At 46.5% G+C, this 12,048-nt stretch carries 15 protein-coding genes; 5 read left to right on the forward strand and 10 right to left on the reverse strand.

The genetic code is table 11. The features are described from left to right. Positions 1-128 precede the first annotated feature (128 nt). A complete protein-coding gene (locus A9237_RS12645) occupies positions 129-1,397 on the forward strand; it encodes a DUF2066 domain-containing protein (protein WP_054824025.1) in 1,269 nt (422 codons plus the stop codon). Positions 1,398-1,556: 159 nt separating this feature from the next. Here the strand turns inward: A9237_RS12645 and A9237_RS12650 are convergent, their stop codons facing one another. From A9237_RS12650 to bepA, 4 genes are read right to left on the reverse strand one after another with little or no spacing between them, the layout of a single operon-like run. Beyond that, complete coding sequence (locus A9237_RS12650) at positions 1,557-1,997, reverse strand: DUF2069 domain-containing protein (RefSeq protein ID WP_005436847.1); 441 nt, start codon at positions 1,995-1,997, stop codon at positions 1,557-1,559. A 19-nt stretch (positions 1,998-2,016) separates the two neighbouring features. Beyond that, positions 2,017-2,589, reverse strand: a complete 573-nt coding sequence (wrbA, locus tag A9237_RS12655) for an NAD(P)H:quinone oxidoreductase (protein WP_009707399.1) — start codon at positions 2,587-2,589, stop codon at positions 2,017-2,019. After that, on the reverse strand, positions 2,590-2,940 hold the full coding sequence (gene arsC, locus A9237_RS12660) for an arsenate reductase (glutaredoxin) (protein ID WP_009707398.1): 351 nt from the start codon (positions 2,938-2,940) through the stop codon (positions 2,590-2,592). 16 nt (positions 2,941-2,956) lie between these two features. Beyond that, positions 2,957-4,411 (reverse strand): beta-barrel assembly-enhancing protease, encoded by a 1,455-nt coding sequence (bepA, locus tag A9237_RS12665; protein ID WP_033005399.1) that lies wholly within the window; start codon positions 4,409-4,411, stop codon positions 2,957-2,959. A gap of 270 nt (positions 4,412-4,681) precedes the next feature. Here bepA and A9237_RS12670 point away from each other — a divergent pair, with 270 nt between their 5' ends. Both A9237_RS12670 and A9237_RS12675 read left to right on the forward strand, forming a co-directional pair. Further along, a complete protein-coding gene (locus A9237_RS12670) occupies positions 4,682-4,918 on the forward strand; it encodes a sulfurtransferase TusA family protein (RefSeq protein ID WP_009707396.1) in 237 nt (78 codons plus the stop codon). A gap of 1 nt (position 4,919) precedes the next feature. Further along, entirely contained in the window at positions 4,920-5,990 is a 1,071-nt protein-coding gene (locus A9237_RS12675) for an AI-2E family transporter (protein WP_078608307.1), read from the forward strand. Positions 5,991-6,054: 64 nt separating this feature from the next. Here A9237_RS12675 and bcp read toward each other — a convergent pair whose 3' ends face one another. Both bcp and A9237_RS12685 read right to left on the reverse strand, forming a co-directional pair. After that, positions 6,055-6,525 carry a thioredoxin-dependent thiol peroxidase gene (gene bcp / locus A9237_RS12680; protein WP_078608308.1) on the reverse strand — a complete coding sequence of 157 codons (471 nt, stop codon included), beginning with the start codon at positions 6,523-6,525 and terminating at the stop codon, positions 6,055-6,057. A gap of 16 nt (positions 6,526-6,541) precedes the next feature. Beyond that, complete coding sequence (locus tag A9237_RS12685; RefSeq protein WP_005436861.1) at positions 6,542-7,084, reverse strand: glycine cleavage system transcriptional repressor; 543 nt, start codon at positions 7,082-7,084, stop codon at positions 6,542-6,544. A 408-nt stretch (positions 7,085-7,492) separates the two neighbouring features. Here A9237_RS12685 and dapA point away from each other — a divergent pair, with 408 nt between their 5' ends. Continuing rightward, complete coding sequence (gene dapA / locus A9237_RS12690) at positions 7,493-8,371, forward strand: 4-hydroxy-tetrahydrodipicolinate synthase (protein ID WP_009707394.1); 879 nt, start codon at positions 7,493-7,495, stop codon at positions 8,369-8,371. A 66-nt stretch (positions 8,372-8,437) separates the two neighbouring features. After that, positions 8,438-9,457 carry an outer membrane protein assembly factor BamC gene (gene bamC, locus A9237_RS12695; protein WP_005436864.1) on the forward strand — a complete coding sequence of 340 codons (1,020 nt, stop codon included), beginning with the start codon at positions 8,438-8,440 and terminating at the stop codon, positions 9,455-9,457. A gap of 128 nt (positions 9,458-9,585) precedes the next feature. On the opposite strand, the gene A9237_RS12700 is transcribed toward bamC, so the two are convergent. The 4 genes from A9237_RS12700 to A9237_RS12715 are packed head-to-tail and all read right to left on the reverse strand — an operon-like array spanning position 9,586 to position 12,029. After that, a complete protein-coding gene (locus tag A9237_RS12700) occupies positions 9,586-9,789 on the reverse strand; it encodes a DUF2897 family protein (protein WP_033005406.1) in 204 nt (67 codons plus the stop codon). Further along, the gene (locus A9237_RS12705) at positions 9,786-10,484 is read right to left on the reverse strand and encodes a M15 family metallopeptidase (protein WP_078608309.1); all 699 of its coding nucleotides are present in this window, start codon (positions 10,482-10,484) and stop codon (positions 9,786-9,788) included. Before A9237_RS12705 ends, A9237_RS12700 begins: the two co-directional genes overlap by 4 nt. A gap of 39 nt (positions 10,485-10,523) precedes the next feature. Beyond that, positions 10,524-11,660, reverse strand: a complete 1,137-nt coding sequence (dapE, locus tag A9237_RS12710) for a succinyl-diaminopimelate desuccinylase (protein ID WP_078608310.1) — start codon at positions 11,658-11,660, stop codon at positions 10,524-10,526. An 18-nt stretch (positions 11,661-11,678) separates the two neighbouring features. Next, positions 11,679-12,029 carry an ArsC family reductase gene (locus A9237_RS12715; RefSeq protein WP_078608311.1) on the reverse strand — a complete coding sequence of 117 codons (351 nt, stop codon included), beginning with the start codon at positions 12,027-12,029 and terminating at the stop codon, positions 11,679-11,681. Between the last annotated feature and the right edge of the window lie 19 nt (positions 12,030-12,048).

Consider the following 12,048-nt stretch of genomic DNA (forward strand, 5'->3'; position numbering starts at 1 on the left):
GCGAATGTTTAGTTTCATGCGTGCCTTTTAAGTTGGTCAGAATACAGACAATTCACTCAGTACTCTTCTTGCTCAAGATTTGATAGTTGCTTATCATGCGTGTTCTTGTTCAGAGGATTATGAAAACTATGCGCTATTTAGCTCTCTTATTGATAGGTTGGTTGTCTCTGCCAGTTTATGCATTAACTCAGGTAGATATCTATCGTGCCGAAGTGGCGATCGACGGTGAGCAAAAAGACGGCGAAGAACTCGCGCGTCAACAAGGTATGCAAGATGTGATTGTGCGTGCGACAGGCAGCCAATCTTCCCTTAGCAACCCAGTAATTAAGAAGGCAGTGGGTTCAAGTTCTCGCTATATTTCCCAACTTGGCTATGGCCAAATGGATGGTCAAAGCAGCTTAAAAATGCTGTTTAATAGTGGCCAGATCCGCTCACTACTAACGCAAGCTCAGCTTCCTCTTTGGTCACCAAACCGAGCGAACATTCTGGTTTGGATGGTTGAAGAGCAAGGTTACGATCGCACGATTACATGGGAGCATTCCGATTCAACGAGTGCAGCGACGCTTCGTGATGCCGCACAAGCACGTGGTCTTCCAATCACGATGCCCGTGGGTGATTTCGATGATGTAACAGGCGTGAACGTTTCTGATCTATGGGGTGACTTTGTTGACCCAATCAGCCAAGCGAGCCAACGTTACCCTGTGGATGCGGTACTGATTGTTCGTGTTCAAGGCGATAAGATTCGTTGGACATTGTACGACCAATCTCCAGCCCAGCTTTCTGAGTCTAAACAATCTCCACGCAGTGGCTCGGCATCTGGCGCAAATGCGATTCCAGCAATGGTTGGTGGCATTGCCGATTACTATGCGAAGAAGAGCGCTGTCGTCGTTTCCAGCAAATCATCAGAAGCGATTGATGTGAAAGTGCTTAGCGTTTCCTCTGCTATGGATTTCTTCGAGCTAGAAAACTCACTAACAAAGTTGAGCTCGGTTGCAGGTGCTGAAATTAAGCGTATTCAAGGCAATCAAGTCACCTTAACTATCCATCTATTGGCTTCTCAACAGGCGTTTGAGCAAGAAGTCTCTTCTATTCGTTCTTTGGAAGTAACGGAAGACCCAATGGCTGGTATGGAAGAAGTTGTGCCGGCCCAGTTACCTGAAGAGCCTGCACAGCCAACGCAATTGCCAGCAACGACAGAAGACGCTCAAGCAGCGGAAGTGGTCGACCTAAATACAGACACTGCGCAACCAGAACAGCCTGTTGTAGTGAAGCCTGCACCTGAGCAGTACGACTTGATCTACAAATGGAATGCACCAGTTCGCACGCCTGTCGAGCCTGAAGAAAACTCAGAGATTGCGCCAGTGCTAGAAACGGATGTGGTTGAGGACCTAAACTAAGCATTAGGCCGAGCAACAAGCTGAACAAAAAAAGAGTCGCCAAGTGCGACTCTTTTTTATTGTTTGGTATTTCTTTCTGGGAGTGAGAAAACTGGAGGCTTCATCAGCCAGATACGTATTGGGCTAACTACTTATTGAAATTGCTATTTATTGAAGCCGCTATTTATTGAATTTAGCTTTCTCTTCTTTCTCTACTTGAGATAGACGTTTTAGCTTCAATCCCAACTCTTTACCACGCGCTCGTGCAAACAAGATGTTACCTGCAAAGCCGAGTGAAGTAAGGAGCAGTTCCACAGCTGCTAACCAACGCTCACCACCATCGATATACAGAATTGTCAGCGCGTGTAAGAAGTACAGCATCAAGACGAAGTTTGCCCATGCGTGTGTGTATGGCTTACCTGCAAGAATGCCCGGCAATGGTAAAAGTAGCGGGATACACCACGCGATAGCGAGCGTGGTACTGCTTAGGTGCGGGTGAGGGGAAAGCGCTAATTGCCAAATCGCAACCCAAGCTAACAATGCCAAATTGCCGAACAGCGCCATGTAGCGATAGGTTTGGGTTCGGGTGCTAAGAGGTGGTTGGTCAATAATGTCAGACATCGATTTCTTATCCTTGAGCTTACTGACTTCCTTTGAGCTTTTTCGCTGCGGTCGCCAGTCGTTTTCCTAATTGTTGTGCGAGACGAATCTCTTCTGCCGTAAGACTTGGTTCTTGTCCTACACTGCTTGCCCCGTAGGGGGTTCCACCTGATTGGGTGGTATGCAGTTCTGGCTCTGAGTAAGGGATTCCTAACACCATCATGCCGTGATGCAGAAGTGGGGTCATCATGCTCTGTAGCGTGGTTTCTTGACCGCCGTGCATTGAGGATGATGAGGTAAACACACAAGCTGGCTTATCGATAAGATCGCCGTTCACCCACAAAGGTGTGGTTTGATCCCAAAAGTGCTTAAGCGGTGCTGCCATGTTGCCAAACCATACTGGGCTGCCAAACGCGAGGCCATCACACTGCTTCAACTCATCTAGAGTAACAATTGGATCGGAAGGGGTATGTGAGTGAGGTGACAATTCTTCAACTGTACGCAAAATCGCTTCGCAATGAGGAGTCGATTCGACCCCTCTTGCTATCTGTCTTGCCAGCTGTTTTGTCGAGCCATGACGGCTGAAATACAAAATGAGGATCTGGCAATCCATTTATAGAATTTCCAGTACTTGCTCTGGTGGACGACCAATTTTCGCTTTGCCGTTGGCAACCACAACAGGGCGCTCAAACAGTTTAGGGTTTTGTGCCATTGCTTCGAACAGTTGCTCGTCTGTCACTGACGCTTCACCCAGAGCAAGCTCTTTGTAGATGTCTTCTTTTGTACGCATCATTTCGCGTACAGAAGAGAAACCAAGTTGAGCGTAAAGTGCTTTGAGTTGTTCCACATTAAGCGGTGTATCAAGGTACTTAACAACTTCCGGTGTAACACCGTTTTGCTCTAGAAGTTCTAGAGTTTGACGGCTCTTTGAGCAACGAGGGTTGTGATAAATCACGACTGACATGGTTTTCTCCATTTCGTTATTGTAATGCCATGAATCGATCTCTTTGGATCATTAACTGGTCGATACGAGCGTCGTATCGAGCTTGTTTTAAGCTGCCAAGTTCAGCAATTTTACTTGCTTCAGAGTAATATTGAATGGCTTTATTCCATCCTGCACGCAGCGCTAAAATTTCTGCGCGAGCGGCGAGTTCTTCGTCATTGCGACCCAGTGCGTGGTTACCTTTTGATAGAAGGTGCCAGCCGTTGGTATCTTCTGGGTTATCGTGCGTGTAGCGTTGAAGAATGCGCACGGCTTCTTCATTCTTATTCGCTTCCAGCAAAGCATTAGCGTAGTTGATGGTCAGCACTTTATTTTGCGGGTTGCGTTTCAGCGCACTGCTTAACATATCCACCGCTTTTTGTGGCTTCTTCTGTGCGATGTACAAGTCGGTCATGGCATCCAAATAGAATGGGTTGCCAGGGTCTTGCTGCAGCAGCTTTTTCAGAAGTGGCTCCGCTTCACTCAAACGTTTGTTGTCTAGGTGAACGAGCGCTCGACCGTAATCAAAAGACGGGATGATTTCTGGAGACGCTTTCTTTTGAGTTCGATTAAACCAACTCATTGCCGCTTGTCCATCGATACCTGCATAACGCGCAACGATTCGAGCACGCGTCAAATGGTAATCAATCGAAGGCATGATACGCATTGGCGGGTAAGCACGCGCACGCGCACGGCTATCGGTAATACGGTCTTCAGGTAGTGGGTGAGTCAGCAGCATTGGTGGCGGCTTACTCGCGTAACGGTATTCATCCGCTAGGCGGCCAAAGAAGCGCGGCATTGCTTGTACGTCAAAGCCTGCTTTCGCCAAGGTTGCAATACCAAAGCGGTCGGCTTCTTTTTCGTTGGAACGGGTGTAGTTGATTTGGCTCTGCATGTTACCGGCTGTTGCTGCCGTCACGGCTGCCATCCCGGCTTCTGGAGAAGCAATGGCGAGTAGCAATGCACCAGCGAGCGCTGCCATAGTCGCTGGCGAGCGACGAGCTTGTTCTTCCATGCTTCGTGCAAGGTGACGCTGTGTTACGTGGGCAATTTCGTGCGCCACAACAGAGGCAAGCTCACTTTCAGTACGAGCGTGCAAAAATAGACCCGAGTGCAGGGCAACGTAACCGCCAAAGAAGGCGAATGCGTTGATGTTGCGGTCGCGGATCATAAAGAAGTGGAACGGAGTTTTTACGTCATTCGCATTGGCGACCAAACGGTGTCCAAGTGTGTCAATATATTCATTGATGACGGGATCGCTAACAATAGGGCTGCTGGCTCTGAGCATACGCATGTAAGCGTCGCCATAAATCAACTCCTGATCTATCGTCAGAGTGCCTCCAGCTGCCGTACCAATATCAGGGAGATCAAGGCTATTGGCGTAAATAGGTGTTGGTGTACTCAATGCAGCAGCAAGGCATAAACAAACTAGCGAGCGAGTGCGTTTTAACATACGGTTTAAAGATTCTCCAAAATACCGAAACATGGGTTGGGTGCCGAGTTCCTCTCAGCATGACCACCATGCATTATGGTCATCCTTATGGGATGAATATGCTAGCTATAAGACCGAAAATAAACGGATTGGTTTCGTAGATACTTCTTACAAGATGTTAAAATTTTGAATTATAAAGTCTTTGTCGTCTACGCTTAAATCACTAGCACCAGCTCAAAAAGCCGTTACAATACAACCCTATCACAAGTGCAGAGCAATACAATGGAATCCATGTTACTCGATTTGCGCGAGCAACGCTGCCCTATGGCACTGTTACTTGCTAAGCGTCACGCTGCAGATGTGTTTCAGGGAGAAACACAGCAATATCATCAGCTTGTCATTCAAGTGGTGGATAAAAGCTCTAAACACGATATCGTGAAGTATTTACTTAACCAAGGGTATGCGGTGGATTGCCAAACTTCGCCGGAACACTTCACGTTGACAGTATTCAATAAGGAATCTTCATAAGATGCTTGAAATGGTAAGTCGTTGGTATAAGCGACGCTTTTCAGACCCACATGCAGTGAGCCTAGTGGCGATCTTGCTGTTCGGCTTTATCACAATTTACTTTTTCGGGCATTTGATTGCGCCATTGCTGGTGGCGATCGTTCTTGCATACTTACTTGAATGGCCAGTGACACAAATGTGCCGTTTGGGTATTCCGCGTACTTTCTCCGTCATTATCGTCATTCTAATCTTTATCGGTTTGATGTTAATTGCCGTCTTTGGTCTCGTGCCAACGATTTGGACGCAGGTGGGGAATTTAATAAACGATATCCCGAACATGTATGCGGGGCTACAAAAGTTCATTGCTACACTGCCACAGCGTTATCCTGAGCTGGCAAACCTAGAGATCGTAGAAACCGTGGTTACCAACGCGAAAAACCAAGCCATTGGTTTGGGTGAGAGCGTGGTAAAAGGCTCTTTGGCATCTTTGGTAAGCTTAGCGACACTGGCGGTTTATCTTATTCTTGTCCCACTGTTGGTGTTCTTCTTGCTCAAAGATAAAGAAGAAATGCTGCGCATGGCGAGTGGCATTTTGCCGAAAAACCGTAAGCTAGCGAACAAAGTTTGGCACGAGATGAACGAGCAAATCTCGAACTACATTCGCGGTAAAGTTTTAGAAATCCTTATCGTGGGTGGCGTAAGTTATGTGACTTTCGCGATTCTTGACCTGCGCTACTCTGCATTGCTTGCCGTAGCGGTGGGTTTGTCAGTGCTTATCCCGTACATCGGTGCGGCTGCAGTGACGGTGCCTGTTGCGATTGTTGGCTTGTTCCAATGGGGCTTAACACCACAGTTCTACTGGTTATTGGTCGCTTACGGCATCATTCAGGCACTAGACGGCAACGTATTAGTCCCTGTATTGTTCTCTGAAGCGGTGAACCTTCACCCTGTGGCGATTATCGTTGCGGTGTTGGTCTTCGGTGGTTTGTGGGGCTTCTGGGGTGTCTTCTTTGCGATTCCGTTGGCGACACTAGTGAAAGCGGTATGGAACGCACTGCCAAGCACTGAAGAAAACGAACCGATACAAGAATAGACATCGAATCCAATAAAAAGCCCAGCGATTGCTGGGCTTTTTGGTATTTGGATGAAAGCTAAGCTTACGCGTTTTCTTTCAAGTAGCTCACAACCACTTCGTGGTGGTCTTTGGTTTTGAACTTGTTGAACACGTGCTCAATCACGCCTTCTTCGTTGATCAGGAAGCTAATACGGTGAAGACCATCGTACACTTTACCCATGAATTTCTTCTCGCCCCATACACCGAACTGGTCAGCAACTGCATGGTCTTCGTCTGAAAGTAGCGTGAAGTTTAGCTCATCACGTTCGATGAATTTACCAAGGCGTTTTACTGGGTCGATACTTACGCCCAATACCACAACATTGTGCGCATCTAGCTCTGCTTTTATATCACGCAGGCCTTTTGCTTGGGTGGTACAACCCGGCGTCATCGCTTTCGGGTAGAAGTAAAACAGAACTTTTTTACCTTTGAAGTCACCGAGAGAAACGGTGTTGCCATCTTGGTCGAGCAAAGAGAAGGCTGGCGCTGGCGAGCCTGCTGTCAGCGTATTCATTGTTATATCCTTTACTTTATAGATTGTTTTTAATGAAATTCAGAGAACCTTGTACGTTGAGCGTATTACAAAGTTCATCGAAATCTTCTTGTAATTGCATCAGATTACAGTCAGAGCTCACTGAGGCGGTAATCGCAATGTGGAACTGATCGGCATCTAATTGGATTTTCGATTTACTGATTGTTTGCGCACTAAGGGAATCTAGACCAATCTGTTTATCGGCGAAGAATTGTGTGAACTTCTCTGTAAGGCCGATACGGTCTTCTGATTCAATGAACACTTCCATGGTGTAGCTGTTGTCGAGCAACTCATGTGCTGACGTGCGTTTCATGATAGTGATAAGGTCGTGTTCTTGACCTAGTAGTGGCAATTGCGTTTCAACGCGGGTGACATTACTGGCGTTACCAGTAAGCAGCATGATAAGAGTGAATTCATTACCAAAGATAGCAATACGGCTATCGACAATGTTACAGCCAGCTTGTGTGACGAGCTTAACCACTTGGTTACATATGCCCGGACGATCCGTTCCAACCGCTGTAAGTACCAGATGTTGCTTCATAAATGAGCTTCTTGTCCTTTCTTCAATAGAGAGATGTTAGCACAGATACGGCACAGAAATGTCGAGTCAGTTCTTTTTTTAAACTTGTTAAAACGCTTTGTTGATTAAGTGAACAGTTTGATTGTTGAGTACTCTATTAATTCACTCAACGCTGACTTGAGCCTCATGACGAGAGAGTATATTCCGCGCCTAATTAAAAGCGGCGGCCTAGACTTATTCGCGGCATGTCGCCACCAAACACAATTATCAGAATGGCTAGGATTGAGAACAAAATTCACATTTTAGTTGCGAGACCTCTAACAACTGATAATTATTCATTCATTTGTACTTTGTAAGCGAGTTTACGCTCTTGTGTTTTTCAATCGCATTACAGTACCATGCAGAAAGAGTAAAATGAGGGAGATAAACATGTTTTCAGGAAGTATCGTAGCGCTGATTACACCACTAAAATCAGATGGTGAAGTAGATTTTGATAGTCTACAAAAGCTTGTTGAGTACCATGTTGAAGCTGGTACAGACGGTATTGTTGCAGTTGGCACCACTGGTGAGTCAGCGACTCTAACCATTGAAGAGCATGTAAAGGTCGTGAATAAAACCGTTGAGTTTGCAAACGGTCGTATCCCAGTGATTGCTGGTACGGGTGCAAACGCAACCCACGAAGCAGTGACATTTAGCAAATTATTGGCTGATTCTGGTATTACGGGTTTCCTGAGCGTAACGCCTTACTACAACAAACCAACTCAAGAAGGTTTGTACCAACACTACAAAGCAATTGCTGAAGCGAGTGACGTACCTCTAATTTTGTACAATGTACCGGGTCGTACTGCGGTAGATATGTTGCCTGAGACAGTGGCACGCTTGTCAAAGCTTGATAATATCGTGGCTCTAAAAGACGCGACAGGCGATTTAAGCCGAATTGCACTTCACCGTGAACTTTGTGGCGAAGATTTTATCTTACTAAGTGGTGATGATGCGACTGGCCTAGAATTTGTTAAACTTGGCGGTCATGGCGTTATCTCGGTAACGAACAATATCGCGGCTAAGGACATGGCAGACATGTTCCATTTGGCAAGTGAAGGAAAATACGACGAAGCAGAAGCGATCAACGAACGTTTGATGACTCTGCACAAGAACCTATTCGTTGAATCAAGCCCAATCCCAGTAAAATGGGCTGCGCATAAGCTTGGTTTGATTGAAGAAGGTGAACTGCGTCTTCCTTTGACCCCACTTTCTGAAAAATCGCAGCCAGTCGTGGAACAGGCGCTAACCGACGCCGGTATTTATTAAGATTGAGTTGCTAGGATTGAAGTTCATGCTGGGGGCAAATAAGCCCTCAGTGTTTTAGGAGTATAAATGAAGCTTTCAAGCCAGTTAGTGTTAAGTTCACTAGCTGTATTCGTATTGACTGCCTGTTCAGGTGGTGCAAACCAGCGTCGTCAAGCAAAAGACGACTTCGAGTACTTGAACACCCCACCTCTTGAAGAGTGGAGTGTTCCCGCAGGTGCTGTTCCTCAGTTTTACCCTAACTACCGCATCCCACAAGGTGAGTACGCGGGTGGTATTGGTAAAGAAGTGGATATTCGTCCGCCGCAGCAAGTATTGGAATTGATCCCTGGTGCTCGCCTAGATCGCAGCAATGACGGTGAAGTAACACTGTGGCTGCTTCGCAAGGATGAATTGGATAAAGTTTGGCAAACCGTTCAAGACATGGTTGCTGAGAACAAGATCCCAGTAGAAAACCAAACCGACAATCGTATCGAAACAGGTTGGGTAACTTGGAACTCACCAGATGAAGACATGGAAATCGGCAGCCGCTACGAAATTACTCGTGGTGAGATGAACGGTCGCCATGGCTTTAAAGTGAGCTTGATTGATTGGCGTGAAGGAAATCAAGTTAAAGAAGTAACACGTACTAACCGTGAGCGTTACAACGTGTTTATGACTAACTTGGTTACTGCTCGTTATGACCAGCACGTTCGTGAAGAAGCACAGCGTAAAGCACAAGAGCTAGTGAAGCACATCCCAATTACTATGGGTAAAGACCGCAGCGGTCTACCAGTGATCATCGCTCGTGCTCAATACAACGTAGTGTGGAACCGCCTACCAGACATCATGCCGAAGATGGGCTTCACTATCGAAGAGCGCAGCCAATCTCAAGGTACGGTGACAGCGAAATACGCATCACCTGATGATGCGTTCTGGAATGACATCGGCGTGAAACCAGTAGACCTAGCAGCAGGTAAATACACTTTCCTATTGGGTGACCTGGGTAACCGTACTTCTATCAACATTACCGACTCTTCTGGTAAGCCAGTAGAAGAAGAATTCTTGAAGTCACTTGCGCCAGTATTGGCTGCGGTGGTGAAAGATTAATTGCTTAAGACAGCTAAGTAGTTAGACACAGATAAACAAAAGGGACCTTCTTGGTCCCTTTTTAGTATTTGTTTTAATGAGAGTACTCAGTACCTTGGTTTGAGTTCAGAGTAAGCTCAAATGTGATATTAACGAGAGTCGTCTTTCTTCTCACCATTTTCGCCGTAGCGTTCTTTATCCAGCTCGTTCAGCTTATCTAAATCGTTCTTACGACCTTTATCCATCTGACCAAACTTCATTTTTGCGGTGTACTTGAGCGCAGCAATATTCCCCACCACGATACTGACCACTATGATGATAATGACCCAAGGGTTGGTTAATAGTTCGATCATAGAGCCTCCGGCGGCGTGATATTGTGAATGAATTTGTTAACGACCTTATCCAAATTATTCAATATGACGTCAATCCCTGCAATGTTATCGATCTGATTTTGCTCAATTAGCTGATTTCTCAGAACTTCGGGCGTCAAATGGGTTAGACATTGCTGCCCTACAAAGCGATGGCTGATGTGCCAGGGTTCAATGGCAACGCCCCCCAGATCTTGCTGATAAGGGAAGAAGAAACCAAAGCGCTCTAAATTGGCTGCTAACCATTGATAGAAAGGTAACTGGTGACCTTCTAAGTATTCCCACGGCTCTAATTGCAATTGTGTGTCTGACGGTAGCAAGTTACGCGCGTAGACATCAAAATCACAACCCCAATGATGTCGGCTTCCGCCCGGTAGGGCAGACCAACGAAGAATGGCCATCAGCTTTTCTTCATCACTGAGTTTCGCCTTGTCTAGAGGCTGGGAGTGAGAATCTAATATGGTTAAGTCACCGGCAAACTTACCGTTCCAGATGGCTTTTTGACGGTTGAAATCGCGAAAGCCGCTGGCGATTTCCATCTTAAAACCCGCTTTGTTTGCCGCATCAATCATCTGCAACAAATCATCAGCGACCTCTGGATGAAGCATAAAGGCTTTTTGACCCACTAAAGTGGATTGCAGATGCGAGTCAGTGATTCCGGTAAGTTGCTCTGGTGTCATGGTGTTCTCGTTAAATACTACTTGCTATGCACGTAGGCGCTATTTTGCTAACAGATGCTTTAACGTGTTCTCGTACATGTCAGTCAACTTTTCTAGATCGTCCACTTTCACGCACTCGTTCACTTTATGAATCGTCGCATTAACAGGGCCAAGTTCAACCACCTGACCACCCATGCGGGCGATAAAGCGACCATCAGATGTACCGCCTGTTGTCAGAAGAGCAGGCTTAGTGCTGTTTACTTCATCAACTGCTGCTACCACTGCGTCTAGCAATGCGCCAGTGTCAGTTAAGAACGGGTCGCCGTTGAAGGTCCATTTTAGATCGTAGTCTAGCTCGTGTTTATCCAGTGTCTCAGTGATGCGTTGAACGATCACTTCATTGCTGAGCTCAGTGCTAAAACGCAGGTTGAACTGAACGTTGAACTCGCCAGGAATGACGTTAGACGCGCCTGTACCTGCTGAAACATTCGGGATCTGGAAGCTAGTCGGAGGGAAGTAGTCGTTACCTTGATCCCACTCTGTGGTGGCAAGTTCATGGATAGCCATTAGAGACTGGTGAACTGGGTTGTTTGCAAGGTGAGGGTAGGCCACGTGACCTTGTGTACCTTTTACGGTTAGGTCGCCAGTGATTGAGCCGCGACGGCCATTTTTCACCACATCACCAACCACTTCTGTACTTGAAGGTTCGCCAACGATACACATGTCGATGTTCTCGCCGCGTTCCATTAGAGTTTCAACAACGCGAACGGTACCGTTGACGAATGGGCCTTCTTCGTCTGAAGTGATCAAGAAGCCGATGGAGCCTCTGTGGTCCGGGTTTTCTGCAATAAAGCGTTCAACCGCAACCACCATACAAGCCAGTGAGCCTTTCATGTCGGCTGCACCGCGACCGTGAAGGTAACCATCGATAATGGTTGGTTCAAATGGTGGTGTATCCCACTGTTCTAACTTACCCGCTGGCACAACGTCTGTGTGGCCGGCAAAAGCAAACAGCGGTGCTTCTGTACCACGGCGAGCCCAGAAGTTAGTAGTGTCTTCAAACACCATGACTTCGATTTCAAAACCAAGCGCTTTCAATCGCTCGATCATTACTTCCTGGCAGCCTGCATCTTCAGGCGTTACGGACTGGCGGCTAATCAGGTCTTTAGCAAGTGCCAGTACTGGACTGTCTGTCATCCTTGAGTGTTCCTTAAATTAAGAGTTAAAAATGGTCGCGTATTGGTCTGCTTTGAAACCGATATAAAATTGGTCTTCAACTTTCAAGATTGGGCGCTTAATCATCGCTGGATTTTCTACTAATAGCGAAATTGCGTTTTCTTCGTTAAGAGAATCTTTTTGCTCTTGAGTCAGTTGACGGAAAGTTGTGCCACGCTTGTTCAGAACTTGCTCCCAACCTAGAGCGTTACAAAATTCCGTCACCATTGCCGCATCGATACCTTGTTTGCGGTAGTCGTGAAAATCAAAAGCAACGTTTTCCGCTTCTAGCCATTTCTTGGCTTTTTTAATCGTGTCGCAGTTTGGGATGCCGAACATAGTGATCGTCATATTATTTCCTTTTCTCTTT

Source organism: Vibrio owensii, from assembly GCF_002021755.1.
Taxonomy (GTDB): Bacteria; Pseudomonadota; Gammaproteobacteria; order Enterobacterales; family Vibrionaceae; genus Vibrio; species Vibrio owensii.

Excerpts from the sequence above, each read along its gene's own strand:
- A9237_RS12645 (WP_054824025.1), top strand. The coding sequence starts at position 129 with ATGCGCTATTTAGCTCTCTTATTGATAGGTTGGTTGTCTCTGCCAGTT.
- A9237_RS12650 (WP_005436847.1), bottom strand. The coding sequence starts at position 1,997 with ATGTCTGACATTATTGACCAACCACCTCTTAGCACCCGAACCCAAACC.
- wrbA (WP_009707399.1), bottom strand. The coding sequence starts at position 2,589 with ATGGATTGCCAGATCCTCATTTTGTATTTCAGCCGTCATGGCTCGACA.
- arsC (WP_009707398.1), bottom strand. The coding sequence starts at position 2,940 with ATGTCAGTCGTGATTTATCACAACCCTCGTTGCTCAAAGAGCCGTCAA.
- bepA (WP_033005399.1), bottom strand. The coding sequence starts at position 4,411 with ATGTTAAAACGCACTCGCTCGCTAGTTTGTTTATGCCTTGCTGCTGCA.
- A9237_RS12670 (WP_009707396.1), top strand. The coding sequence starts at position 4,682 with ATGTTACTCGATTTGCGCGAGCAACGCTGCCCTATGGCACTGTTACTT.
- A9237_RS12675 (WP_078608307.1), top strand. The coding sequence starts at position 4,920 with ATGCTTGAAATGGTAAGTCGTTGGTATAAGCGACGCTTTTCAGACCCA.
- bcp (WP_078608308.1), bottom strand. The coding sequence starts at position 6,525 with ATGAATACGCTGACAGCAGGCTCGCCAGCGCCAGCCTTCTCTTTGCTC.
- A9237_RS12685 (WP_005436861.1), bottom strand. The coding sequence starts at position 7,084 with ATGAAGCAACATCTGGTACTTACAGCGGTTGGAACGGATCGTCCGGGC.
- dapA (WP_009707394.1), top strand. The coding sequence starts at position 7,493 with ATGTTTTCAGGAAGTATCGTAGCGCTGATTACACCACTAAAATCAGAT.
- bamC (WP_005436864.1), top strand. The coding sequence starts at position 8,438 with ATGAAGCTTTCAAGCCAGTTAGTGTTAAGTTCACTAGCTGTATTCGTA.
- A9237_RS12700 (WP_033005406.1), bottom strand. The coding sequence starts at position 9,789 with ATGATCGAACTATTAACCAACCCTTGGGTCATTATCATCATAGTGGTC.
- A9237_RS12705 (WP_078608309.1), bottom strand. The coding sequence starts at position 10,484 with ATGACACCAGAGCAACTTACCGGAATCACTGACTCGCATCTGCAATCC.
- dapE (WP_078608310.1), bottom strand. The coding sequence starts at position 11,660 with ATGACAGACAGTCCAGTACTGGCACTTGCTAAAGACCTGATTAGCCGC.
- A9237_RS12715 (WP_078608311.1), bottom strand. The coding sequence starts at position 12,029 with ATGACGATCACTATGTTCGGCATCCCAAACTGCGACACGATTAAAAAA.